This window comes from Entomomonas asaccharolytica, assembly GCF_016653615.1.
In the GTDB taxonomy this organism is placed as follows: domain Bacteria; phylum Pseudomonadota; class Gammaproteobacteria; order Pseudomonadales; family Pseudomonadaceae; genus Entomomonas; species Entomomonas asaccharolytica.
Genome location: NZ_CP067393.1, coordinates 430,484 through 454,557, shown reverse-complemented (window position 1 = coordinate 454,557; position 24,074 = coordinate 430,484). Strand labels below are relative to the sequence as shown.

Genomic DNA, 24,074 nt, shown 5'->3' with positions numbered 1-24,074 from the left:
CATGTTGTGAAGGTATTTGTGAGTTGCGTTTCCCGCTCCAAATCTTCTTATGAAGAACTCCATTAAAGTCCATTAAGTCAAGTAACTCCGAGGTTCGAGAGATTTTTCTGGCAGCTTTAACACCATTAACTTCTATTAGAATCCAAGGGATACCATCTCAATTTGGCACTTCATTTGGCATTTTGAAATCTGCAATTGGCATTTTGCATTTTTCAGTGTTTTCAACTTTTTAAGCTTGATAATTCAAACATTACTTATTTTGTTTTGAGGACATTTATCATGCTTACAGATGCAATTATTCGTAACGCTAAACCTAGAAAAACCGATTATCAATTATACGATATTCAGGGATTATCTATTAATATTACCCCCGCAGGAACCAAATCATTTAAGTTCAGAATTATGAAGAAGGGTAAAAGGTGTAATTTAACCTTGGGTCAATACCCATTCTTGAGCTTAAAAGAGGCTAGGCAATTAGCTGAAGATAAGCGGTTTTTATATAAAAATGATTTAATCCATGATCCATCAGAATCATTAGATTCTGATGCGTTAGCAAGTTCTCAGGCACCTATTTTTTCAGAGTTTGCTGAACACTGGAAGTCATGGAAGTTTGGTAAGCTTTATGGCGATGAGGTGTCATCAATCACAGCCAAAAGACAAAGTACCTGTAAGCAAATTGATAGGGCTTTGAAAAACGATATTAATCCTGTTATAGGGGATTTACCTTTAGATTTGATTACTAAGAAGCATACGTTGCTCATTCAGCAGAATATTGAGTCAAGAGATGCGTTAAGTGTCGCGGAGAAAGTCAGGGCTTGGTTTAATGAGATGTTTCGACTGGCTATCGCTGAGGGTATTATAGACACTAATCCTGCTGCTGATTTGGATATGTTAGCACGTGGTAGTCGTCGAACTAAGCATAATCCATTCCTCACGTTAGAGGAGTTACCTGCATTATTTGAGGCATTTAGTCATTATAAAGGTCTGCAACAAACTTTGTTAGGTATCAAGCTGTTGTTATTAACAGGCGTTAGAACAGGAGAATTACGTGCAGCTAAACCTGAGCAGTTTGACTTGGCTAAAGGTATCTGGTGTGTTCCCCCTGAAAATTTAAAACAGATTAATAAGTTAATTAGAACAGGGGCTCATAAATCTGAAATACCTCCTTATATTGTTCCTTTATCAACACAGGCTCAAGAGGTTGTCAAAAAGCTAATAAGTTCAAGGTATCCTTCACAATCTTATTTGTTATGCCATCGCTATCATCCTGAGTTGATGGTGAGTGAGAATACGCTGAATTCAGCATTGATACGTATGGGATATAAGGATAGGTTAACAGGACATGGTATTAGAGCCACTATTTCAACAGCTTTACATGAAATGCAATATGAACATCAATGGATAGAAGCGCAATTGTCCCATTCTGATAAAGATAAGGACAGTGTTAGTACTACGTATAATCACGCTATGTATATTGAACAACGGAAAAAGATGATGCAGGATTGGGCTAATAAGTTAAATGAGTTGGGTATGTGTTAGACATAGGACTAAGAGTTACAATATATTGATGTGAATTCATAACTAATTGATTGATCGAAATATATTAAAATAAAGTAAATCTTTGAATGCCCTTTAATAAAGGGCATTTTTTATTAGATAGAGTTTTATTATGATTTGTAATAGTCGCCACTTGGTTTGACAGTTTGCTGGGAGCGATTAGGGATATTATGTTTAAATACAGCTGCTCTCATGACGAACCTATAACGGCCATATAATACAATGTAATTTAACTTACATTTTTATTTCAACTACTCGCAATTTTACTTTGTTTTGTGTCTTATTATGATGTTCAAAGTAAGCACGAGAACTGAGTTTTGATTTGGTGTTAATTGTAAAACATTTATTTTCATCAGGCACGATAAGCCAAAGAAATGCTTGGCCACTTTTGTGTGTTCTGCTGATAAAATTTCCTGCACTATACAAAATTTTTTCAATCAAATTTTGAGATATTTTGGAATGTGCTTTATATTTACACTGTACATAAATGACATCATTTCCCTTATTCATTATGAGATCTATTCCTTTGTCATGGAGACCTTTATTAAGTCCATGAAAAATAACTTCATATCCCTGTTTTTGATAAAGTTGACCGACATATTTTTCATACAAACTTCCCCAACCATGGACATCCAAAATATCTAATGATTGAATGTAAATGAGTTCATTATTATTAATAACCTGAAACGTATTTTTGCTCCAGTCAACAAAAAGCTCACCACTTGTTAAAATTTTACCTATACCTCTCATTTTTTGTTCCCTAAATCGATATTTATAAGATAATGTCTAATGTTTCAGATAAATAAGATGTCTAGGGTGATCGTAACATCCGCTTTTGACACAGAACAGACTATCAGATTTGATTACAACAGAATACAAAAGAACATCGTACAAAATATTTTACTCATATCGCAATCAAATTATAACGAATTCCACAACGTCCTTTATTTAAGTTTTATCTTACCTAAATAAATACAGCAGGCTGTGTTTCGGATTTTCTGCTGATCGCTTTGTGTTGGTTATTTATCGTCCTTTATTACTTAGTTTTTAACAGTTATAAAGGATAAGATGATGAGTACAGACAGTTATATTTTTGATGGTAAGGGTTATGAATCTGTTCCCAGAGCGTTGTTGTTGGATAATCGCTTAACGCCGATAGAGCGTAATGCTTGGTAGGTGTTAAGGATGTTGTTGGAAGCTGATGGAGTGACTAGTTTAGCTACTTATGAGCAGTTACAGCCTTATTTAACCACTAGTCCGTTAACGGGTAAAGCTTCTACGGAGACGGTAGCAAGAGCCTTAACTATTTTGCGACTTACTGGCTGGCTAAGTTTGACGAGTAAGCGTCGCCATGACAAAGGGATGATTCAGGGCAATGTTTATTTATTACATGATGAGCCTTTGTCTATCTATGAGCGTTTACAAACGGATGCTGATTATCTGATTTTATTATCTAATGCGACCACTCATCAGAGTAAAACCATTCAAAAAGTGGCTGAGTATACATTAAATGAGTTAATTAATGACCCTCATGTGGCTGAAAGGAAATTACCGACACGTTTAGAAGTTTTAACAGAACGGTTAAGACAATACGAAGCGGGAGCAAAAAAGTTATCCACAACTTCCAATACCAAAGATGGCGATAAGGACTTGCTTCGGAATAATAAACAACCTTATACGAAATCAAAAGCAAGCTTGAAAAGCTGTGATAGCAATAGTCTTCGTCATCGGAAGTATATTAGTAGTAGTAAAGATAAAAATATACTACTACAAGGGTTAAGAGATAATTTAAAATTACCTGCGCGTTTTTTAGCACTGAGCACGGCTCAACAAGATAGTGGTTTATTGGCTTTGAGTACCCTTGAGCCTGTTCAACAGCAACAGGTACTTGATGAGTGGCAACAGCGTTGTGAACAGCAAGCTATTCGTAATCCTGCCGCTTATTTGCATGGGATTATTCAAAAAGCTTTGCAGGGTGAATTGAATTTGCTGCGTAGTTCACAACACTCTGTATCCACCCAATCACCCTCTAACATTAAGTCTGGTTCTATAGAGTCTAAGTTGTTGCAGTCTAAACTTCGAACAAGTGAGTGTATTGCTACACCAGCGCCTGTTGTATCTTGTGCAAAGCCTACGGATAGAATACAGGCACAGCACTATTTAAAAGAGATTAAGCAGATGCTTAAAAACGCCTCTCACACTAAAAGCTGATTGGGTATAAGGCAATAAAATAATTGTTTATAAGCGTTTAGTGATTGAACAATGTATTTTATAGGATAGGTGGCTGTTAGGCATATTATGTGTCTTAACAGCAATCAACCATAATCTTTTCACTTCATTATAAAGGCAAGGAAAAGGTTTGAAAGTCCATAAATCAGTGATGGGTAATTTGCTTAATGAACATGTTTAGTAATGCTGTACTAAATAAAACTGTTAGTATTCTTTAAGGTAACTATTATCAATTTTATCAGTAAATTTAATAGGTTGACTGCAATAGCCTTTTATGGAAATTTTGACTCTATATAGAGTCACATTTTCTATTAGTCTCTATTAAGGAAATTGCTATGAGTTTTTACTGATGAATAGTGAAATATAACGATAAAAGACGTTAATAGAAAAGGTGAAACCATATGGTTTCAATATTTCCATAGTCTTCCACCAAGCCATCAATAAATGTATTGTTATCTAATTAGTATGGAATATGACTATTTATCTGAAAAATTTATGTAATGGTTAATAAACGAATATATCTTTTGATTTGATTGCTTTCAAACTAGGTAAACCTTATTGTTAAATTATCATTGATATGGGTAATAAGTCGGTTTCTTGAAGGGATAATAAAAGGCGACTCTAAATAAACTATAAGGGTAAGAGTTTTATTAATGGTTTGTAAAGGTAAGGGATTTTAAGGGCAAAGGTGACATTGCTGTTGCAATGTCGCTTATCCTGAAAAGGCTTAAAAGGTTTATAAAAAAGGATAAAAGGATACTTATTATTGGATCTGGCCTCTTTATTATTCTGGTTATAATCAGAACTTACAGTTGGCTCAATGCAAATAGCAGACATTGTGTAAAGGTAAGCCCAAAGAAAAAAGAAAGTGCTTAACAATATCAGATTTGAGCTAGTACAAATAACTACAGACGTTATGACTATTTTAATCATTTAGAAATGTCAGTTTTAGTCATTGCTTTTATGGTTTTCCTGTCGTAATAAGTCAATCAGTGCTGCCATTGCATTTGTTTTATGTTTGTTTTTTGGATAATAAATATACGTTGGGGGGTAGGTAATATTTGATTTTGCAAAGAGTTCAACTAATTGCCCCGCCTCTACATCGGCTTGCACAGTTGTACTTGGTATCCATGTTACTCCTAAGCCATCGATTGCAGCTTGCTTGACCAGGCTTATTGAGCTGAAAATCAGTTTTTCGGGCACTCTGATTTTAATTAGTTGATTATTTTCGATAAATTCCCATTCACTCAAACGATACTCTGGATTGAATGACAGTACGATACAGCGATGATGGATGAGCTCTTTCAAGCTTTTTGGCTTGCCAAATTGATCGATATAGCTAGGTGAAGCTACCATTGTCATCGTATTTTCATCTGAAATACGCACTGCTATCATATCTTGTGCCACATCCTGTCCTGACCGTACACCAAAATCAAAACGCTCAGCAACAATGTCACAGTAACGATTGTTAATAAAAATCTCCAACTCCACGTCAGGATTTTCTGCCAAGAAGCCGTTAATTTTGGGATATATCAACTCAAATGCAGGGCGCTCTGGGCTATTAATACGGATCTTACCACTCATTTTATTGGTGTAATCGGAAAGCGCGCTTAGTTCTTGCTGAATGGTGGCAAACATCGGGGCTGTTCGTTCCAGTAATTGTTGGCCTGCCTCGGTGGTAGAAACAGATCGGGTAGTGCGATTTAACAGTTTTATTTTTAAACGCTTCTCCAAGTCTTTTATTCGGTGACTTAGCGCAGAAGGTTGCACGCCTAATATAGTTGCTGCTTGGGTAAAACTACCGAATGTAGCCACCTGCACATAGGCGTATAGATCATTGAATTGTTTGCTGTCATCCATAGCTTACCTCATTAGTGAATTTTTCTCACAAAGTCATTGTGATTCCCTTATCTTATCATTCTAATACTGTCCGCCTAAAATAAAACACATCGACTAATAATAAAGGACAGATTAATGAAGATATTGAATCCCCTAAAAACAACCCTTCTGGCAGGTGTATTAAGCGTAACATTAGGAGGTCATTCCATGGCCGCAGATTATAAAAGCAACCCGTTCACACTAACTTACGATAATGCCATTACTGAAAACGTGGCAGGTCGGGTGAATATTCACACCGTAAAATACACCCAAAATCAAACGGGTATCGAAGTGGTAGCCAACATTTACACACCTGCTAATTATAATCCTGCAAATAAATATCCTGCTATTGTCGTTGCCCACCCGAATGGAGGAGTGAAAGAACAGGTAGCCGGCTTATATGCACAAAAGCTAGCAGAACAAGGTTACATCACTATTGCCTTTGATGCAGCATATCAAGGTGGTAGCTCAGGTTTACCACGTTACACTGACAAACCGCAAAATCGTATTGAAGATATACGTGCAGCAGCAGATTACATCACACAATATCCGGGCGTAGACGCCAATCATTTAGGCTTGCTAGGCATTTGTGGCGGTGGTGGTTACTCCATCAAAGCAGCACAAACCGACAAACGCTTTATATCCATAGCAACTGTAAGCATGTTCAATACAGGCGATGCGCGTCGTAATGGCTTTATGCGTAGTCAGATGGATTCGACTCAACAAAGATTAGCAGATATTGCCAAAGTTCGTGCTACAGAAGCTGCGGGTGGTGAAATTCAATATACTCCTGCTTTTGGTCAAAATATGACACGGGAACAAGTGGCCGCCTTGCCGTTTGAAATGTATCGCCAGGGCTATGAGTATTATGCTCAAACCCACGCCCACCCTAATTCGCAAACCAATAATACCGTAGACAGCCTTCAGGATTTAATGGAATTCGATGTCAATACCAACGTGGATTTGATTAGCCAACCGTTGTTAATGATCGCAGGTGAAAAAGCAGATTCGCTGTATATGACTCAAGAGGTTTTCGCTAATGCAAGTGGTACGGATAATAAAGAGTTATTCCTAGTCCCCAATGCAAGCCATATAGAGACTTATTGGAAACAACCTTATGTGCAGCAAATTACCGATAAATTAACCAGTTTCTACGGTAAAAATTTAAAGTAATGATTGGAAAATAAGCAACGCCATCTGAAAAATTTGAGGTGGCGTTCATTGAATAAGAAACAACATAGGATAAAAAAATGGGTAAAGCAATCAATATCTTGACCGCGTTTATTATTGCGTCATCCACTCAGTTTGCCATGGCAGAATCTATCCACACTCAACTTACGCCTAAAACCGAGCAAACACTACAGTCGGTAGATAGTAGTCATTTTAGTGGCAAAGCAGCGTTTGCCCGTTTGCCAACGCTTCCTAGTAATGGTGATGTTGCTCCAGCCATTGTGCATTTTGAAACAAACAGCTTTACCGATTGGCATACCCACAGTCAAGGCCAGTATTTGATTGTTACCGACGGTTCGGGACGTTTTCAGGAATGGGACAAACCGATGCAAACCATTACTAAAGGTGATGTTGTTTGGATTGCACCGAATGTGAAACATTGGCACGGCGCAGGCGAATTTACCGCAATGAGCCATATCGCTATTAGCCCTGTGCAGGGAAATGCAGTAACCTGGCTCGAAAAAGTACAGCCTGAAAAAGCTGAAAATATAGTAAAAACTGACAAAATTTCAGGCAATCATCTTAGCGCCAAACAACTCTCCATTATACCGTTGGCAATTGCTGTTACCCAAGGCGATCAAGCAACAGTAAAAACGGCTATTGAGCAGGGCCTAAAAGCCGGCTTGACGGTTAGTGAACTGAAAGAAGCAGTATCACACCAGTTTGCTTATATTGGCGCACCAAAAACACTGAATGGACTTATTACACTAAAATCTGTGCTTGAGAATCGTGCTAAACAGGGTATTAACGATCCGCAAGGTAAACTAGCTACCGAATTGGGCAATGTGGATTATTACCAACTTGGCACCGAAAAATTGGCTAGCCTTACCAATCGTCCAACCCAAACACCAATTTTTGAGTTTGCTCCAGTAGTGGATTATGCAATCAAGGCTCAATTATTCGGCTATCAATTTAGCCGTGACAATTTAGGCGATGTGGAACGTGAGCTTACTACCATTGGTAGCTTAGTGGGCTTAGGCGAAAGTGTAAATGCCCAACTACGCTCACATTTGAGCTTAATGAAAAATCTGGGTCTGACAGAAACTAGTTTTAAGCAACTTACAGAAACAGTGAATTCATCGCAAGCACAGAACTTGCGCAACGTGTGGGCGGAAGTAAATAGATTGTAAGAATTGAACCAGCGGGTAGGCGTATCTACCCGTTGCAACAACTAAACGTAAATACTGAGCTCCGTGACTACTTATATCTATCTAATCATCATAGTTTTGTTTGGTCACAATAGCTTTATATAAACAAACTAAGGAATTAAAAAATGAAGCAAGTTATCACATTAAACAACGGTATCGAAATGCCAGTCTTAGGTTTCGGTGTATTTCAAATGGCTGAACCCACTGAGTGTGAACGTGCAGTGCGTGACGCCATCGATTCGGGCTATCGATTGATTGACACCGCAGCGAGTTATCAGAACGAAACTCAAGTTGGGAATGCTATTCGCAACCACGATATTAATCGTGGCGAATTGTTTGTAACCACTAAACTATGGGTGCAAGATACTAATTACGAAGGAGCGAAAGCACAGTTTGAACGCTCCCTGAATCGTTTACAACTGGATTACATAGATTTGTATTTGATTCATCAACCTTTTGGTGATGTGCATGGAGCATGGCGGGTGATGGAAGAATTGCAAGCGGTAGGTAAAATTCGCGCTATTGGTGTGAGCAATTTTTACTCAGACCGTTTGGCTGATTTGACAGCATTCAATAAGGTTTCTCCAGCAGTCAATCAGATTGAAGTGAATCCATTTCAACAGCAATTTGATGCGGTGCCTTATATGCAAAAAGAAAATATTCAAGCACAAGCATGGGCACCATTCGCCGAAGGTAAAAACGGCTTGTTTACGCAGCCTGTATTAAACCAAATCGGCGCAAAATACGGTAAAACGATAGGACAATTGGTATTACGCTGGCTGGCACAACGCGGTATAGCAAGCCTTGCAAAATCTGTTCGCAAGGAACGTATGCTTGAAAATCAAGCTATTTGGGATTTTGAACTGTCTGCGGATGATATGGCACAAATCGCTACACTTGATACCGCCACTAGCCAATTCTTTAGTCACCATGACCCTGAAATGGTGAAGTGGCTAGCTAACCATAAAATGGAAGTATAATTTTTGATGAAAGTATAGATCAATGGAATTTAAAAAGCTCTGATACTGATTACCTGTTTGGTCAGTTAGAGTTTTGCTTAAGGGAATAAATACAAATGCTCCACCAGTTGATGTGTAATGTGCTTGGTATCCTTATTGCGGCAGCAAAGTGGGGTTGATTAAAAAACTGAGGAAATGGAAATTGATGAGACTTACTGACACTCTAATCAAAAAATTTGCCACTACAACTATACTGGCTCTGACAGTTTCTTACGCTACAGCGGAGCCTTTAACTTTAAATCCTTTACTTATTGAACAACAAGGCAGTTTTGCGGTAGGGGGAACAGTAAAAACAAGTGAAGGTACTTACAATCCTCGTCCTGATATCACCACAGGTAAAACCAGTAATGATTTTATGGATGTGTTTAAAGCCAATATTACCAACGGTGGACAAACTTTGCACGGTGATCACGCCACAATAGCCTACCAAATTCCAAGTAATGCCAAACAGTTGCCGTTGGTGTTCTTGCATGGAGCTGGGCAGTCAATGAGGACTTGGCAAACTACTCCTGATGGGCGTGAAGGTTGGAACAATATTTTCTTACGCAAAAATTATGCCGTGTATTTAGTTGATCAGCCCCGTCGCGGTTGGTCTGGTCGCTCCACCGTAGACGGTTTTATTTCAGCTATAGCTGACGATCAGTTTTGGTTCGCTCAATTTCGTATGGGTGAGTATCCTAAGTTTTTCAACGGTGTTGCTTTCCCACAGGATGCGATAAGCTTAGATCAATTTTTCCGGCAAATGACCCCGAACACGGGAGCGTTTGATGTGGATATCATTTCCGATAGCCTGAAAGCTTTGTTTAAACGTATTGGCAATGGTGTATTGATTACCCATTCACAAGGAGGTATTGCTGGTTGGTTTGCAGGTATTAAAGCGACTAAAAACGTGAAAGCTATCGTTGCCATCGAGCCAGGAAATTTTCCATTTCCTGAAGGAGAAGTGCCAGCAACGATTGAAAGTGCATTTGGCGATATCATGCCTGCCAAAGTAAGCCAAGCAGATTTTGCCAAGCTCACTAAGATGCCGATTATAATTTATTTTGGCGACAATATAGCCGATACCCCGTCTACAATTCAAGGCGAAGATCAATGGCGAATTCGTTTAGCACTAGCAAACCAATGGGCTGATATAATTAATAACCATGGTGGTGATGTGCGTGTGGTGCATCTGCCCAAAGTCGGTATTAAAGGTAACACGCATTTTATGATGCAGGATCTGAACAATAGCGAAGTGGCTGATCATTTAGCGAGTTGGTTGCAAGAGAAAGGCTTGGATAAGTAGGATTTTTGATATACAAACAATTTTCTTTATAAAGATACCGTTTAAAGAACCTATTAGACGGTATTTTTTACTAGATATAAGATCCTAAACGTTAATAAATAAATTAAAAAAATAGAGGCTGAAACAAAAAATATTTTTATCGCCTATCAAGCTTCATTATCGTCCGTTAACCTCCAATGTCGTTTAAAATTAAAGTATAACCTGTTGTTTATAATTGTTATTTTATAATTTTACTATTGCATTTTGGTTTTGCCTGTCTATAATAATAGTTACGTTATGCACCCGTTGTGTGCGCGTAACCCCTTGAGGGTATTGTACCATTCTGTTTAGTATTATCTGAACGGGATTCCCACGATCCAACTCCCGTTTACGTGGGCTGTTTTTTTAACAGAGGGAGCGTTATTTTTGTCAAGGTGATTACTTAATTTAAGTAGTAGTTTTTTAAGTAATACGTTTTTTATTTGTCATTATCTTTGTTAGTTAGCTTTATAACTTAACGCTAATTCGATTCTCTATTGCTATATTTCCGCATACTAATTAAACAAGCCAAGCAATTGTATAAGCCTATTTTTGGGGTGCGTATTTTATTGCTTTTTTTGGCATGTTTTTTTATCACTAATTTTCTTAGGAGACTTTTTATAGGCCGCTGCAACGGCTAGTTGAGTTTGTTCGTTCTCTCAAAACGAAACGTTAAGGCGTGAACGGTCCGAGCCGCACTACGTTAAGGTGAAACTGGGGCGAATAGGCTTTAAGTAGTCGCTGAATCTGTTGTTTAGGTTTTGTTGTTCTTACAAGGTTGAAAGAAGAAAAAGATGAGTAAAGAGAGGAAGAGATAAAGAGAGGGTTTTATGGTTATAACGGTATTTGATGCTGAGGTTGTGGTGGCTGATTTAAAACAGCAACAAGGTATTAGACGTAAGCGACGTGTTTCTAAGTTGATACGTTATGAAAGTGCTTTATTGGCTTTGTATGCTAATGGTGCAAGTGTGGCTGATTTACAGCGTTGGTTACAGCAACGTCATATTAAGGTAGCGCCTAGTACGATTAGCCGTTGGTTAGCTAAGCAGCATGGGTAAATTTGCTAATGCAGATAAACAAGCTGGTTCTGTGATGAAGCAGTTACAGGGTTCTATTGTTCGTTCAATTGGTTCGGTACGTAATTATGAGGGAGCGTTAAAACAGGTTGCACAGTATTGTATTGATAGTCGTATTAGTCTGCGTCAGTTAACACCTGCTATGGCGTTAGTTTATTTGGAGCAACGAGCTGAGGATGTAGGACAAAAAACACTGGATATGGAGCGTCAGGCTATTCAGTTGATGATGCAACAGGTTAGTCATTTACTTGAACCAGATAAGCGATTACCTGTAATTAAGTCTGAATATACCCAAGTGCTTAATTCGCGTGCCTACAGTCAGGCACAGGTTGAATTAATTGTTGAAGCACAATCTCCCGCTAATGCAATGGCAACTGAGTTAGCTTACAGTAGTGGCTTACGTGCTCATGAACTCTTTACCCTCCTCCCTGCTACTGAGAGAATTGCTGATACGCGACCTGCTTTAGCCAGTAAGTTTGTAGGACGTGAAGGTGTGCTTTATACGGTACAGGGTAAAGGTGGCCTGATACGGGAAGTAGTAATACCTTACCATTTAGCTAATCGCTTAGAGGAACTAAGATTAGCTGAGCCAATAACCATAACGGATAGGCATATTCACTATCAACAGCACTATGGGATTAATGGTGGCAATCGTTGGTCCAGTTCTTTCTCGACGGCCTCAAAACGGGCATTAGGTTGGTCAAACGGTGCTCATGGATTACGGCATAGTTATGCGAAAAGGCGGATGGTGGAGCTGCAAGTACACTGTGGTTTAAACAGAGAACAAGCATTACAAACGGTAAGTCAGGAGATGGGGCATTTTAGACCTAGTATCACGGAAGTTTATTTGCGCTAAATGTGCGTCAAAAAAGTGCGTAATATTGAGCTGATGCAGAATTCACGCTATGTCTAGACGATTTTGAGAGTCTAACATAGCGGGAATTCGGGATGACTTTGAGAAAGTTAATTTAGGGTAATTTAAGCCTTTCCGACAAGCTGTTAATGAAAAATATTGGTTAAAATTAGACTAATTTGATATCAAGTATTTTTTATAATATGTGGAAATAAGAGCAATAATGTTTTTCCTATTAGAGTATAGGTAATGATAGGATAAGGGAAAATGGCTAATTGACGTTGTTAAGTAAAAGAGATTATTTATGTTTAAATCAATTAGTCTTTTTATCTTTTTCATACTGCTTCATTAATTCTTTAAGATTTTTTAGATCTTTTTTGTCAAGATACTTAGCTATATCTTTATTTGCTTTTAGTGATTCTTCAATCAGTTTTTTATCTCGAGATTTATAAAGTAGTTTTTTTATAACCTGATATTTAGTAGGTTGTCTTTTTAGTACAAACTTATCAATGAATAGATTTATATAAAGCCATAATACAGGAAACAATACTAATATTACGCCAGCCCACATCAGAATTGAATAGCGTGGATTGCCTGTTACTGTTACATAGCTACTTTTAGTGAAAATGGTTGTTGTAAAACCATGACTATTATCGTAATAAAGCTGTGGTGATAAGAAAAAAATAAGAGTGAGACAAATTAATCCCAGACTGGCTAGCAATTTTGGGCGAATGATAAAAACTCGTTTATAAAATTCAATAATTCTATTATCTTTCTCACTGAACACACTACCAAAGCTTATTAACATGATGAAAGGCATTGCCCACATAAGTCCTGGTATAATATCTTTAATCATAGAGAAAGCCATTAAACCTTTGTTGTAATTTAGTTATTTGAGCATAGCGGCGTTTACGTTGCCAGATTAGCCACTGGACTAATTCGTTTAATTTAAGATCTTGCATCTGCTGAATAAAAACAGGTCGCCATTGTTTGGTCATTTTATTGGGCAAGTTAATAAGCTTTTCAATATCACTATTACTATAACCTATACATAATGCTTTTGCGTAAGGTATCCATAAATCAATACGGTGCATACGTTTAAATCGCGTTGCACTAATTGCATTAAAATGATAGTTGCAGTGATAGCAAACAAACTGAGGTCTGGGGCTTTTAGAGTGGGCTTTATATAATTGTTTGTTGCAGTGGGGACAGGTGTAATCTTGTCGGTTGATGATCTCTTCCAGCCATTTTAAAAAGTAAGTTGCTTGTTGTTGTTGAATGTTGGCGAAAGATAGATCTGTTCGTTCTGTATGGTTATGCCACCAGTGATAAAGCGTTGGATATTTTTCTTGCATTAACTGGTTAATGGCTTTAAAGCGATGCCTGACGGCTTTCATAGACATTTCGCATAGGTCTGCTATTTCACTGACTGGCGCTCCAGACAAATAAAGCCTACCAACGTTACCCCATTGATCCAGATGCCATGAACGTAAAAAAATGGTATTGGTTAATTGACTAAAATTGGTCTTACAATCAGTGCAATAGTACTGAGGAAATTGCTTATCGGGGCGTGTGAAAAAACCTGTCTCATAAAAGTTGGTAGAATCGCAATGCGGACAGCATTTGACGGTTTCAAATGGAAAAAATCAAGATAAGCGATTAGCTCATCTACTTGTTGATGAAAAGATTCAGGAATAAGAGTCTTGTGTTTAGCATCCCTTACCATGTTATTTCCTTATATTATAGATATGCATTCTATTCACGATAGATTTGATGAGCGTTGTGTAAAATAAGCTATTAAGAATAAACCCGTTTATATAGCTAATAACAGTAAAAACGCAAGTACCTGTAAAAGCCCGGAATGACATAATCATCTTTCCTGTAATAAGAGCGTTTTGAACCTATAAGAGAATATTTCTTTCGGCTTTTAAAGTATAAACGTATTTTATATTAGTTTTTTGATGTGATTCAATAACCTAAAAAAAGCCCACAGCAGCGGGTGGGAAGTGAATGCATATTATTTTTAGGTTACACAGTAAATGTGTGGCTTATTTATACTAAAAATGTCAATAAATTAAAAATTGGTTTTACAGATCAATTTTGGGTTATTGATCGTTTATACCGATCGTTGATTTAACTATTGTTGTCATAGGGTGCGGAGAATGGGAGTTTTGATGGGGTATCCTTGAGTAATTTTATTTGGCTTGTTTACAATGTTTATGAAGCACTTTCAGGATTTCATCATCTTCAACTTCTAATAATTGGGCTAATTTATAATAGTCGATAATATCCAATCGAATTTCACAGCGCTCATATTTTGATATGCTGGTTTGTCCCCAGCCTGATATTTGTGCAAATTCACGTTGAGATAATTTTTTCGTCTCACGCGCTTTTTTAAGCAACTTAATCATGTCGTGATACGCAGTTGTTCGTGTTGAAACCATAACTAGCCAATAATTAATTAGATTAAAAAAGAAATATCTTCCTTTATTAACTTGTTGACCCCAACTACGGCTCAATGTAATCTGTCAGTTCAAACTAAAATGTTAAATGAAAATCTATGTACTGTGTTGGCGATCCCTCTCCCTGATCGCCTTTTTTCATATTTATGATACAGGGAATGTAGTAGCTAATATGATAAATAGCTACTATTTGCTTGGTTTAGAATAGTATTCGACTTCAGGAAGCTATTTTACAAAGCCTTTGGTGGAGATTAAGCAAGGGTAGATTTATAAAAAGTTAATGGTATGTTTCCTACCTTGATTCTTACTTTTGCGCTCAACCTGTTAACTCGCATGCTCCACTTATGATTAAAATACCATTAAGGGCAGAAATTAGCGTCTAAGACTGCAAACATAACATTATCTACAAATCTATCATAAATAACCTGTACCATACGAGTATCCCCCTCAAGTGATAAAAATATATAACTAGTACCCTTTTCAAAAAGCCCTTCTCTTTTATCTGTATTTTTAATAAGATCAGAACCCTTTAATCTTGTTAATAAAGTATCGAATGCTGATCTTTTGTTTATAGAGAGTGTGGCATGACACAGCTTTTCATTTCTAAATGAAACATATCCTCCTAAAACTTCTAAATCTCCAACCTTTACACCAAAAAAAGCATTAGGCTTTGCATTAAATACATATGTAACTTCTTCACCACTAGGTTTTACTTTAATAAACTTTGAATCATTTACATACTTATCTAGTTTATCTCCTCCTGTTATTGAAAAATCTTCGCTATGTGCATAACCTGTTATAAAAAATAATGTTATTAAAATTGGAATGATTTTTTTCATTTTATTTCTCATGTCTGTTAAATATAGATGTAAAGTAACCTTATGGTATTCTGTAAAGAGAGGTTTGCACAGGTTGTTTTCTGGGGTGGGTACTACGATAAGCAAATTCCCCATAGTAGTTATTTATTGGTAGTTGTTTTATTATCATTGGTCTTATGGCTGTTGGGGTTCTAGGGTATCTAAGTAACAACCACAGGCGGCTAGATATTTAACATAGCCTTTTTCAGCAAATAAACAGGGGCGATGATCCATGGCATCATTATAGGGATAGGCGACTTTGGCGGCAAAGTCGATTAGCTCTTTTTTGGGCATATCTCTTAAATAACGGGGATTACGACCTGTTTGTTTATCATGCTCTGCTGTTACTGGGTCTAAGTGACGATAGACTTCTAATGCTATGTATTCAGGTAGTGGTTTGCTAATATCCATATAGTTTTGCAGAAACTCCCAACCATTTTGTAGTGTGCCTCGATTGGTAAAAAAGCCGACTAGTTGCCCTAAATCCACTTCCCAACCTTGATAACGATGACTAAAGATGAAGTTATAAGCAAAACCATGACGGTGAGGAATAACCATTAAATAGCCATCAAATTCATCAAAGGGGGCAGTTTTTTCAACCAGTTTGCCATTATCCAATTCAAATTTACTGACCATACCTGTGCGGCGATTTAAACGCCATTTTAAAGCGGCGTTGCCTTTAGCCTTTAAGGTTAGGATTTGTGGACAGTATTTTTTAACTAATAGAGCAATACCCCAAAGATAATAGAAAATACCAGGGAAAACTAAAGTTGCTGGCAAAAATGTTAAAAACCAATCTATAAATGAATATTCAGGTTTAAGTGCAAAATACATCACAAAAAATGTAACTATCGCTAAGAAACTGACAAATATAGCCATCATTTTAGAAGAACCCAATATATAGTGCAGCACTACTGAGATTTTACGATAACCATGATTTTGTAAATACTCATGGTTATAGATAGTCCAATGCTCAGGGGGAATATTGGGTTGATAAGGGGCTAATTTCTGCTCTTCCTCTAAGGCAAGTTGTTGCTCGCCATTACTGAGCATATCAAGGGGCATATGCTGTTCAGTATAGCCCCAAGGTAGCCGAGAACCATACGTTGATTTGGGTGGTGCGGTTTGCGCTGGTTGTTGTCTGGGGTGGCTGCTACGATAAGCATATTTCCCATAATAGTTAGCTATCTCCGTCATAGAATATTATTTCCATCAATCAGTAATTTTTTCCAAAAATTTTGTTTTAGTCGTTGTGTCCACCGAGTAAGTTCACCGCCACCACTGACTGTTACAATGCCATTATCAGTGGCGGGCATAGTTAATGATAACTGACTGTCTTGGGCGGGATTATACTGTACTTTATCGGTAAAAGGGGGCGCAGGGAAATAGTAAAAACGTGGTAGGGTTTCGTCCTCTGTTTTAACAAATTCACTAACTACTTGAGTGGCCCCTAGCCATAAATAGCCTATTTGGTAGATATTAAAATGACCTGATCGATGGGTACTTGCTTTAGGAGTATGGGTAAAGATTATAGCGCCGTTAGGAGTGATTTCAGTATGCAATATTTCATGGCTAATAGGGGTATACGTTCTTATATAAGTGGTTATTTTAGTCGTTTTAGTCTCTTGTCGGTATTGGTATAAGCGACAGGCATAACGAATCACTGTATCGGTATTAGCAAAGCCCATTAATGCTGAGTTTAAAATAATACAAGTATTGGCCTTACTAACATTGCTTAAAATGGCAATTTGTGCTGGCGTTAGTTGTGTCACTGAATCTTCTTTTAAGCGATTTTGCGCCTCTCTTTGGAAGGGGTTTGCTTCAATACCAATATCAGGTTGAAAAACCATATTTAATAATACGGCTAAGGCTTCATCGGATTGTTTTAAGGCAGGGTAGTTTTGTTGAGCGCCAAAGGGGCCTTGTTTAAACCATTGTTCTAATTCGGTATCAGCAAGTTTCCATAATAGAACAATACCGGCAGCAATGAATAGAATAGAAGCCGCAATCCAGCCGCCTGGACCAAGCCATACCGAAGCCCCTGCACCGGCTAGAAGACTCATTACCGTAGCACCACCTGCCAAAGCAAAGGCAATATGACCATAGACGGCGCCATCACCATATTTAAAGGCATTATAAGCATCCCAAGCGCTTAATAGGGTATTGGCAATGGCAAAAATCCCAAGGGGAATCATCCGATTAACCGCTTTTGATAGCCCTCGCGCAACGAGAAAGCTATTTTTATCACCTAACGTTTTTAACCCACGTGCAATAGGGGTATGTTCAGCAAAAAGCTTATGTTGTGCTTGTAAGGTTTCTAATACTGCAATAGTTGCCATTGTGGTATCAGCTAATGCCACGCCAAATCCTAAACCTGCACGCCAACCACCCCTAGTCCTAACAGTATCTGACAAGCTACTTGTTACAATAGTTATATTAATTAACTCTAAGCCTAATAAAACAGGCGGTACTCTACCTGATCTTTCAATTCTTTGTGCAATGGCATTAATGCGGCTATTAATGGTTTTTTCCGATTGCCTAAATAAAGTACCGGTTTGCAGTTCTTTGCTTTGACTGGTAGCCACTTGGGTACTGGCATTGTTCACCGAGCGAGTAGTTATAATATGTTTGTCATTGAGGTCGAGTAGTTGACCTTCGATATGGGCTACGGCATAGCTGCTTTTCCTAATATCTGCTTCTAGTTCGGGGATTTGTTGGGCTAGTTGTTGTTTACGTTGTACCACATAGGGGTCATTATCTGGCATAACCACTAGGTAAATATCAGTACGACGACCTCGGGTATTTTTATCAAAGAGTACATTTTCATCAAATAAGCTAAATTTACGACCCACATCGACTGTTGGTTTAGGAACATGGTTGATATTGCCCAGTACATAGTATCTTTTGCTGGTTGAGCCATTAATTCTAATGTCTGTTTCTAATTTTATTTGTAGATTATGGAAAGACTCTCCCCCTGTAATACGTAAAAGTTGTAGTTCTTTAAGCGGTATTCTGGCTTTTATTGCGCCCAGTTGTTGTAGTTTATTTTGAAAGACTTGTTCAATTTCTTGGAGTGCTTTTTGTGCGTTAGCAATTCTAGTTTGATGTTTTTCTAAATCTCTTAATTTTATATTTTGGCTATTAACCACCCGTTGTTGATCTTTTTTATAAACATTAAGTTCTTGCTCTGCGGCTTGTAGTTCTTTTTGGGCTGTTTGGTATTCCGTTTGTTGCGCTAAAATATTGTCTTGCGCTCTTTTACGTGCATCAGCCATTTGCGCAATTAAGCTATAGATAGCTGCATTCATCACTTTAAAGTTAGGGAATTGGCCTGTGGTAAGCAGAACATCGCCTTGTTCTCTAATTTTACTGATAGCCGCACCATTTAAGGTGGTTGGTTCTTGGTTTAAGATGCTGTCGTTATTGCTTATGGTTTGCCATAAACCTTCATTAAATTGCCCATCTCCTTTATTTTCTGTTTGTGCTATTGGGGTATAGGAATCTTGCAGGCTGTTAAACTCAACACTTGGGTAGAGCATTTGATGGAGTGGGTTTTTAATATCTGTAGTAATATCTTGTACGACTTGGCTAGGTGTTTTACCACTAAAAATAGTTGGATCATTTTCTGCTTCTATTGGCAGTAGTGGATCATAACTCGCCATAGACAGTGACATGACATTTAATGTTTCTACTATGTGAGCAAAATGCCCTATTAGGTCTATTGGGTTATCATAGTTACTAAAATAATCTGCTATATAGTGTTGTATGTAATTTGTACTAAGCTCATATCTTAACCCTGCCTTAAAATGATTTACACGACGATGTAGTTCTCTTCTGATAGGTCCTGCTACTGCGTCATCAAATAGCTGACGCCCTGTAGCACTCATTTGTTTTGTAATGCCTTTTTCAAAGTCTTCTACTATTTTACGCTGCTTTTCAATTAAACTGGCGATACGGAAATTTGGATCTTGTTGTGCTTGTTGCGTTGCGCTAATAAAAGCAGTGGTTAGGAATTTGATACGTTCTTTAGCATGGGTTATTTGGTAATTAGGATCCTCTATAAGAACACCTAAAACCCCTCTGCTACGCGCTTCTTGTAAGGTGTCAGTAAAAGGGGTTTGATCTGTCCATACTTCTTGAAGGCTATTGTAGATATTTTCTTCATCAATGGTACGTTGGTTGGCAGGCGGTTGCACACCCTGTTCTGGTTTTACATAGGGTTGTTTATTAGCAAGTTGGTTGTATTGCCAAGCACTTGTATCAAAACCTGACTTGAGATTAGGTGCTAAGTTAAACTGTCTTGATGTATCTTGGTCAGCTAAATAACTTTTAATGGCTGTTTGTGTTTGCTGCTGATGTGTCGAGATATAGTTATTTGTTATTAAATATCTAGGGGGATGATCTATTAAAAATTCTACCGCCTCATTTCTTGCCCTGGTTTTGGGTAATAATGTTAAAGAAACTAATGGCGTTATATTATTTTGTATTTTAGGTGCCATTTGATCTTTTGTTGATTCGAGCTGTGCTAGTAAATTTTGCTCTAGTTGCATTATCGCTATTGATCGTTGCTCACAAGCCGCTTGATTATTTTGTAGATAGTTAATTCTTGACCCAGACCATTGTACGTCTGAAAAGGCGATTCTTACTTTTGGTGTACTATTGTTATAAAAGCTACCTGGTATCCATACATCTTTTAACTCGACACCCTCAGGGCTTCTTTTACTGTCTTTATAGTGATTATTACTATCTCTAAAGTTTGCTAAGTTAATATCTTCAAAAATATTTTTGCCTTCTTGGTCACGGCTTACTCGTAATTCACGCCACAAGGTATTACCCACAAAAATATAGATATAGCCTAAACGTGCGGCACCATAATATTGTGTATACTTTTTTTGTTCATCGTCCACATAGTGTCCAAAATGGTATAAAGGCATAATGGAATAAAGACGATTCCCTAAAAAATAAATATCAGGTTGGCTACCACAGGTTAGTAGATTATCTATCACTGGAAGGGTAATTTTACTGCCTTGTTTAGTTGGTACTTCTAGCACTAGTTGTTTTTGGTTTGCACTGTTGGCAACATCTTCAGGCCATTTGAAAATGGTACTCGCTATTTGCTCCTCGCCTATGTTTATTTCTTCATTACAATTGGAGTATTTTGAGTCACCTCGACCATAAAATCTTATTGCTAATTTTTGTAGTTGATTCGCAACATGGCCAATACCTGTTACTTGTACTGCTAATTCACTTTCACTGCTACAAATTGGTTGGCCTGAACCATCTAAAATTGAGTCATTCATGATTACTCCCTTTCTTACATCCAAATATTTTGCAAATAATTTATTTTTTGTTGTGCATTGCCTGTTAGGCTTTCTGGTAAAGCTTTATGTGGATTATTTTTCCTTAAGGTCATGTATTGCGCTAAGTGGTCAATGCGATCAAACCCAAGTTCTATTGCTTGGTTAAAATATTGGTTTACTTCTTGAATGGAAATTTGCATTTTTTGAGACCAGTCATAAATATATTTATGCTGTCTCGCTAAGCTTAGCCCTTCCTGCTGCCGTTCCGTTATTACTTGGTATGGTTGTAGTGGTGGCAGTGTTTCTAACTGAGTGGAATTATTAATTTCATGCCATTGCAGATTTTGTTGGTCAATCCATGTGTTGCCATACCATTTTAGGGTTTGTATTGGTCCAAGGTAAGTGGCTAACATTTCTGGTTCTGTGAAATTAAAAAAGTAATGCAAGGTACGTGTATCATAGTAGGTTAATACGCCTTTGCTTTCTGGTGGATATGTGACTAACAGTAATGCCCGCAGATGTTTTAGTAGCTGCTCTGGAGTAGCATTACTATCAATATAGAGTCCAGGCCAATCAGTAGGGTTGTTATTGTATTCTGCTAGTAGTTTTATTAAATCACCATATACCAGTATCGGACCTGATGTTTTGTCTTGGTCTAAATCAGTTTGGGCAAATAGGTATTCTATTTTTGGTGTCGCAGAATATCGCCAAATCCTTTTTAGTATTTGTTTGTTCTGATACTGATTAAATAAAAAATAATTTTGCATAATCAGTTATCCCAGTAGTTTTGCACGACATGGACAATTACTTAATGGACAATCAGCAGGGCTACCACCTTGTGGTTTTTGACACATTTGTACAAATGGCATACCGCTTCCTAATATTGGCCCTAATGAAGGAGCTACAGTTTTTTCTATATTCATTGGAAGTAGTGGTGCAGCAGGAGCACCTTCCATAGGTACACCACCAGTAAACTGTGGCATAGTCATCCAAATACCTGCTGGATTTAATACAATATGTTGACCGCCTGCTTTCAAGGTTAGACTTAAACCACCATCAATAATTGTTTGTAGTCCACTTTTTAAATGAATCTCCATACCTGCTTCTGTGGTCTTGATTGTTCCAATCGTCTCATGTTCACTCATTCCCACTGTTTTATGGTCATTCATCAATATTTGAGTTTTACGATCTAGTTGTGTTAGATGGTGTTCTTCAGCTTCATTTTTGGTGTAACGATTTTTAACAATGGTTTCTGAATGTTCGTTTTGAACCTGTAGGTGGGAATTATTTAAAACTTGTATGGTATGGTTGTTCTTTGTTAGTTGGTCAAAGTCCTTTTGGGCTTGTACAAAGATTTGTTCTTCACCCGCTTTATCTTCAATTCTGAGTTCATTGGAACCTATACCGCCTTTTGAGCTTGAGGTTTTAAATACACTTCTGGTTTTATTGGCAGGTAAATCATAAGGGACTTTGTTCACACCATTATGAACCGCACCAGAAATCACTGGTTGATCGGGGTCGCCTTCAAGGTAGTTAATCAATACTTCCATTCCTACTCGAGGTATTACGACTGTACCATAGCCATCATGCGCCCAGTTACTTGCAACTCGTACCCAGTAACTTGAGTTTTCGTCGTAGTTTCCTTCACGATCCCAATGAAACTGTACTTTGACACGGCCGTATTCATCACAGTAGATTTCTTCTCCAGCAGGGCCGGTAACAATAGCCGTTTGTGAGCCTAGTACCTGTGGCTTTTTATGTAATCTGGCAGGGCGGTAGGTGACTTCTTGAGGAGTAGCTACTAAGCAGTTGCGATAGCCTTGTTTATAGTCCTCGTAAGGAAATTCTAATTCTTCAGCAATAGGGTGTCGGAAGTATTTTTGTAGGGTTTGTTGAATAATTTCTAAAGTAGTTGTGCTAGCTGATCCCTCTCCTCCCCATGCTTCTAGTACCTGTGGCTGTCTTGCTTGATGTCTAATTTGTTTAACTAACCAAGGTTGGGTTGTATCAAGTGTATCTAGTTGTGGATAGTCATTAACACTGAAGAAATAACCAGCATGAAGAGTAGGTATATCTGAAAGCGCTTCCGCTAGAATATGACTGGCTCTTAAACGTTCAATCTCTATTTTAGAGTAGTGATCGGCTTTGGCTTTATTTAGATGTGGGTTAGGGTAATCATAGCTTTCTAAGTTTGGCTCAGTGGCGTCATTGGCTTTTTTACTGAGTAGTCCTTCGGCAGTGCCTTCGGGGATTTTCATATTGGTAAAGTTGTAGTTTCTATAACTAGCCGTTTTAGTTGCGCTGCTCAGGTTAATATCAAACCGTTTGATTACTGGGTAGTCTGCTACAAAACCTGTATCACTGGCATAATGAATTGCTTCTGCTAATGATGGTAGAAATGGTTGTGCATCCGTAAATACCATTTGGTGAGAACTGTTGGTAAAAGCATAAGAGATTCCCCATCCTTCTTCTTCGCACAGGCGATGAATAAAGTCAGCATCGTTCTCATCATATTGAACGCAGAATTCCCGTGGTTCATAAGTTTCTTTTAGCTTATAGGCGAAGCCATTCTTGTCACCTTCTTGCATTCCATGCTCAGTTAATATGCTAGTTATAATCTGTGGTACAGTTTTTTCGACCCAACGTCTTTGATTAACTCTTTTGTAAAGGTGGGAGAATTTAGGCGCTAAGATTACTTTGAATTGAGCATAATGGTTGCCAACTGCACCACGCTTGACGGAATGAATTACGCCATGTACGCCTTGGCTTTTGTCTGAGTTAAATGAAAGATAAGCAGGTTTGGATAGCAGTTGGGTTATATCAAACCGTAGATGGTTATGGACAAGTGTTATTTCAAATGCATACTCAGCATTTATCCCCTCAATTCCGTCGAAACTTAGAACCTGTAGTCCAGAATTCCCTAAACCCCCTACATCCAATGTGTAGTGGACTTCATTAGCTGGGCTAAACATCCTATCCCTCCCCCATTTATAGCTTGTAATATTCTGTAATATTTATTGGATTTTACTGGTTATTTATACAGTTATACAAAGGTATAGCCTTGGAGTTTATTTCAAAATATTTCAGGGGATAAAATGTTATCTTTAGTTTAATGATTTTTATAGTAAAAATAGACGGGATGTTATTTCGCTATAAAGCTTA

At 37.8% G+C, this 24,074-nt stretch carries 18 protein-coding genes; 8 read left to right on the top strand and 10 right to left on the bottom strand.

The features are described 5' to 3' along the window. Window positions 1-279 precede the first annotated feature (279 nt). Window positions 280-1,539, top strand: coding sequence for a tyrosine-type recombinase/integrase (locus JHT90_RS02020; protein ID WP_201093492.1), 1,260 nt, complete (start codon window positions 280-282; stop codon window positions 1,537-1,539). Between the two features lie 252 nt (window positions 1,540-1,791). On the opposite strand, the gene JHT90_RS02015 is transcribed toward JHT90_RS02020, so the two are convergent. Beyond that, window positions 1,792-2,307 (bottom strand): restriction endonuclease, encoded by a 516-nt coding sequence (locus JHT90_RS02015; protein WP_201093484.1) that lies wholly within the window; start codon window positions 2,305-2,307, stop codon window positions 1,792-1,794. A gap of 435 nt (window positions 2,308-2,742) precedes the next feature. On the opposite strand from JHT90_RS02015, the gene JHT90_RS02010 reads away from it, so the two are divergent. Then, window positions 2,743-3,768: an STY4528 family pathogenicity island replication protein gene (locus JHT90_RS02010; protein ID WP_201093477.1), complete on the top strand. Its 1,026-nt coding sequence runs from the start codon at window positions 2,743-2,745 to the stop codon at window positions 3,766-3,768. 966 nt (window positions 3,769-4,734) lie between these two features. Here the strand turns inward: JHT90_RS02010 and JHT90_RS02005 are convergent. Next, the gene (locus JHT90_RS02005; RefSeq protein ID WP_201093476.1) at window positions 4,735-5,646 is read right to left on the bottom strand and encodes a LysR family transcriptional regulator; all 912 of its coding nucleotides are present in this window, start codon (window positions 5,644-5,646) and stop codon (window positions 4,735-4,737) included. Window positions 5,647-5,760: 114 nt separating this feature from the next. Between JHT90_RS02005 and JHT90_RS02000 the strand changes: the two genes are divergently transcribed. The 6 genes from JHT90_RS02000 (at window position 5,761) to JHT90_RS01975 (ending at window position 12,296) form a co-directional block, all read left to right on the top strand. Further along, a complete protein-coding gene (locus JHT90_RS02000) occupies window positions 5,761-6,837 on the top strand; it encodes an alpha/beta hydrolase (RefSeq protein WP_201093474.1) in 1,077 nt (358 codons plus the stop codon). Window positions 6,838-6,914: 77 nt separating this feature from the next. Then, window positions 6,915-8,024, top strand: a complete 1,110-nt coding sequence (locus JHT90_RS01995) for a cupin domain-containing carboxymuconolactone decarboxylase family protein (RefSeq protein WP_201093472.1) — start codon at window positions 6,915-6,917, stop codon at window positions 8,022-8,024. 239 nt (window positions 8,025-8,263) lie between these two features. Continuing rightward, window positions 8,264-9,022, top strand: coding sequence for an aldo/keto reductase (locus JHT90_RS01990; protein ID WP_236254008.1), 759 nt, complete (start codon window positions 8,264-8,266; stop codon window positions 9,020-9,022). 184 nt (window positions 9,023-9,206) lie between these two features. After that, window positions 9,207-10,346: an alpha/beta hydrolase gene (locus tag JHT90_RS01985; protein ID WP_201093468.1), complete on the top strand. Its 1,140-nt coding sequence runs from the start codon at window positions 9,207-9,209 to the stop codon at window positions 10,344-10,346. Between the two features lie 848 nt (window positions 10,347-11,194). Next, entirely contained in the window at window positions 11,195-11,422 is a 228-nt protein-coding gene (locus JHT90_RS01980) for a hypothetical protein (protein ID WP_201093466.1), read from the top strand. Beyond that, window positions 11,415-12,296: a site-specific integrase gene (locus tag JHT90_RS01975; protein ID WP_236254006.1), complete on the top strand. Its 882-nt coding sequence runs from the start codon at window positions 11,415-11,417 to the stop codon at window positions 12,294-12,296. Before JHT90_RS01980 ends, JHT90_RS01975 begins: the two co-directional genes overlap by 8 nt. A gap of 310 nt (window positions 12,297-12,606) precedes the next feature. On the opposite strand, the gene JHT90_RS01970 is transcribed toward JHT90_RS01975, so the two are convergent. From JHT90_RS01970 to JHT90_RS01935, 8 genes are all read right to left on the bottom strand, one after another. Further along, entirely contained in the window at window positions 12,607-13,149 is a 543-nt protein-coding gene (locus JHT90_RS01970; protein WP_201093464.1) for a hypothetical protein, read from the bottom strand. After that, on the bottom strand, window positions 13,142-13,696 hold the full coding sequence (locus JHT90_RS01965) for a hypothetical protein (protein WP_201093462.1): 555 nt from the start codon (window positions 13,694-13,696) through the stop codon (window positions 13,142-13,144). The genes JHT90_RS01970 and JHT90_RS01965 overlap by 8 nt, the downstream gene beginning before the upstream one ends. A gap of 792 nt (window positions 13,697-14,488) precedes the next feature. Continuing rightward, the gene (locus JHT90_RS01960) at window positions 14,489-14,812 is read right to left on the bottom strand and encodes a helix-turn-helix domain-containing protein (RefSeq protein WP_201093460.1); all 324 of its coding nucleotides are present in this window, start codon (window positions 14,810-14,812) and stop codon (window positions 14,489-14,491) included. A gap of 302 nt (window positions 14,813-15,114) precedes the next feature. Further along, a complete protein-coding gene (locus JHT90_RS01955; RefSeq protein WP_201093458.1) occupies window positions 15,115-15,594 on the bottom strand; it encodes a hypothetical protein in 480 nt (159 codons plus the stop codon). 153 nt (window positions 15,595-15,747) lie between these two features. Continuing rightward, complete coding sequence (locus JHT90_RS01950) at window positions 15,748-16,809, bottom strand: hypothetical protein (RefSeq protein ID WP_201093456.1); 1,062 nt, start codon at window positions 16,807-16,809, stop codon at window positions 15,748-15,750. Further along, window positions 16,806-20,912 carry a hypothetical protein gene (locus tag JHT90_RS01945; RefSeq protein WP_201093455.1) on the bottom strand — a complete coding sequence of 1,369 codons (4,107 nt, stop codon included), beginning with the start codon at window positions 20,910-20,912 and terminating at the stop codon, window positions 16,806-16,808. The genes JHT90_RS01950 and JHT90_RS01945 overlap by 4 nt, the downstream gene beginning before the upstream one ends. A gap of 14 nt (window positions 20,913-20,926) precedes the next feature. Next, window positions 20,927-21,679 carry a DUF4123 domain-containing protein gene (locus JHT90_RS01940; protein ID WP_201093453.1) on the bottom strand — a complete coding sequence of 251 codons (753 nt, stop codon included), beginning with the start codon at window positions 21,677-21,679 and terminating at the stop codon, window positions 20,927-20,929. 6 nt (window positions 21,680-21,685) lie between these two features. Continuing rightward, a complete protein-coding gene (locus JHT90_RS01935; protein ID WP_201093451.1) occupies window positions 21,686-23,884 on the bottom strand; it encodes a type VI secretion system Vgr family protein in 2,199 nt (732 codons plus the stop codon). Between the last annotated feature and the right edge of the window lie 190 nt (window positions 23,885-24,074).

What these genes read in the sequence shown, in the direction of transcription:
- JHT90_RS01975 (WP_236254006.1), top strand. Translation starts at nt 11,415, where the DNA reads ATGGGTAAATTTGCTAATGCAGATAAACAAGCTGGTTCTGTGATGAAG.
- JHT90_RS01995 (WP_201093472.1), top strand. Translation starts at nt 6,915, where the DNA reads ATGGGTAAAGCAATCAATATCTTGACCGCGTTTATTATTGCGTCATCC.
- JHT90_RS02005 (WP_201093476.1), bottom strand. Translation starts at nt 5,646, where the DNA reads ATGGATGACAGCAAACAATTCAATGATCTATACGCCTATGTGCAGGTG.
- JHT90_RS02020 (WP_201093492.1), top strand. Translation starts at nt 280, where the DNA reads ATGCTTACAGATGCAATTATTCGTAACGCTAAACCTAGAAAAACCGAT.
- JHT90_RS02015 (WP_201093484.1), bottom strand. Translation starts at nt 2,307, where the DNA reads ATGAGAGGTATAGGTAAAATTTTAACAAGTGGTGAGCTTTTTGTTGAC.
- JHT90_RS02010 (WP_201093477.1), top strand. Translation starts at nt 2,743, where the DNA reads ATGTTGTTGGAAGCTGATGGAGTGACTAGTTTAGCTACTTATGAGCAG.
- JHT90_RS01935 (WP_201093451.1), bottom strand. Translation starts at nt 23,884, where the DNA reads ATGTTTAGCCCAGCTAATGAAGTCCACTACACATTGGATGTAGGGGGT.
- JHT90_RS01985 (WP_201093468.1), top strand. Translation starts at nt 9,207, where the DNA reads ATGAGACTTACTGACACTCTAATCAAAAAATTTGCCACTACAACTATA.
- JHT90_RS01945 (WP_201093455.1), bottom strand. Translation starts at nt 20,912, where the DNA reads ATGAATGACTCAATTTTAGATGGTTCAGGCCAACCAATTTGTAGCAGT.
- JHT90_RS01940 (WP_201093453.1), bottom strand. Translation starts at nt 21,679, where the DNA reads ATGCAAAATTATTTTTTATTTAATCAGTATCAGAACAAACAAATACTA.
- JHT90_RS02000 (WP_201093474.1), top strand. Translation starts at nt 5,761, where the DNA reads ATGAAGATATTGAATCCCCTAAAAACAACCCTTCTGGCAGGTGTATTA.
- JHT90_RS01965 (WP_201093462.1), bottom strand. Translation starts at nt 13,696, where the DNA reads ATGTCTATGAAAGCCGTCAGGCATCGCTTTAAAGCCATTAACCAGTTA.
- JHT90_RS01980 (WP_201093466.1), top strand. Translation starts at nt 11,195, where the DNA reads ATGGTTATAACGGTATTTGATGCTGAGGTTGTGGTGGCTGATTTAAAA.
- JHT90_RS01955 (WP_201093458.1), bottom strand. Translation starts at nt 15,594, where the DNA reads ATGAAAAAAATCATTCCAATTTTAATAACATTATTTTTTATAACAGGT.
- JHT90_RS01950 (WP_201093456.1), bottom strand. Translation starts at nt 16,809, where the DNA reads ATGACGGAGATAGCTAACTATTATGGGAAATATGCTTATCGTAGCAGC.
- JHT90_RS01970 (WP_201093464.1), bottom strand. Translation starts at nt 13,149, where the DNA reads ATGATTAAAGATATTATACCAGGACTTATGTGGGCAATGCCTTTCATC.